Source organism: Amycolatopsis rhizosphaerae (genome assembly GCF_007713715.1).
Classification (GTDB): Bacteria; Actinomycetota; Actinomycetes; order Mycobacteriales; family Pseudonocardiaceae; genus Amycolatopsis_E; species Amycolatopsis_E rhizosphaerae.
The window spans coordinates 1-1,496 of the sequence record NZ_VJWX01000831.1; the positions used below are offsets into that span (position 1 = coordinate 1).

General features: G+C 66.7%; 1 protein-coding gene. It reads left to right on the top strand.

Annotated elements, in window-relative coordinates:
• The coding region (gene acs, locus FNH05_RS37220) for an acetate--CoA ligase (RefSeq protein WP_144593514.1) at window positions 1-1,496 on the top strand (1,496 nt) is incomplete at both ends.

Here is a 1,496-nt window from a genome sequence, read left to right on the forward strand (position 1 = left end):
GGGGAGCAGGCTCGGCGGTTGTCGTGGGAGACGGATTTTTCGCGGGTGGTGGATTGGTCGGGGGCGCCGTTCGCGAGGTGGTTCGTGGGTGGGAAGTTGAATGTGGCCTACAACTGTGTGGATCGGCATGTGGAGGCCGGTCATGGTGATCAGGTGGCGATTCACTGGGTGGGGGAGCCGGGTGATACGCGGGATATCACGTATGGGCAGTTGAAGGATGAGGTGTGCCGGGCGGCGAACGCGTTGGTGTCGTTGGGGGTGGGGTCGGGGGATCGGGTGGCGATCCAGTTGCCGATGATCCCGGAGGCGATCGTGGCGATGCTGGCGTGTGCGCGGATCGGGGCGTTGCACAGTGTGGTGTTCGGTGGGTTTTCGCCGGCGGCGTTGCGGTCGCGGGTCGATGATGCCCAGGCGCGGGTGGTGATCACCTCGGATGGGCAGTTCCGGCGGGGTAAGGCCGCGCCGATGAAGGCGAATGTGGACGAGGCGCTGGCGGGTGCGGAGTCGGTGCGCACGGTGGTGGTGGTGCGGCGTACCGGTGATGAGGTGCCGATGGATCCGGCGCGGGATGTGTGGTGGCATGAGTTGGTGGCGGGTCAGCCGGTGGAGCACGCGCCGGAGGCCTTTGATGCCGAGCATCCGTTGTTCATCCTCTACACCAGTGGGACAACGGGGAAGCCGAAGGGGATCCTGCACACCTCGGGTGGGTATCTGACGCAGGTGGCCTACACCCATCACGTGGTGTTCGACCACAAGCCCGGCCAGGACGTGTACTGGTGCACCGCCGATATCGGGTGGGTGACCGGGCATTCCTACATCGTGTACGGGCCGTTGGCGAACCGGGCCACGCAGGTGGTGTACGAGGGCACGCCGAACACCCCGCACGAGGGGCGGCACTGGGAGATCATCCAGAACTACAAGGTGTCGATCTACTACACGGCGCCGACGCTGATCCGCACGTTCATGAAGTGGGGTGAGCAGATCCCCGCCTCCTACGACCTGTCGAGCCTGCGGGTGCTGGGGTCGGTGGGTGAGCCGATCAACCCGGAGGCGTGGATGTGGTACCGCGAGCACATCGGGGCCGGGAAGACCCCGATCGTGGACACCTGGTGGCAGACCGAGACCGGGGCGATCATGATTTCCCCGCTGCCCGGGGTGACCGCCACCAAACCCGGTTCCGCGCAGAAACCCCTGCCCGGGATCTCGGCCAAGGTGGTCGACGACACCGGCACCGAGGTCGGCCCCGGTGGCGGGGGCTACCTCGTGCTGGACAAGCCCTGGCCCGCCATGCTGCGCGGTATCTGGGGCGACGAGCAGCGCTACCGCGAAACCTACTGGTCCCGCTTCGCCGAGCAGGGCTTCTACTTCGCCGGGGACGGCGCCAAGTACGACGCCGACGGTGACATCTGGCTGCTGGGGCGGGTGGACGACGTGATGAACGTGTCCGGGCACCGCATCTCCACCACCGAGGTGGAATCCGCGCTGGTGTCCCACCC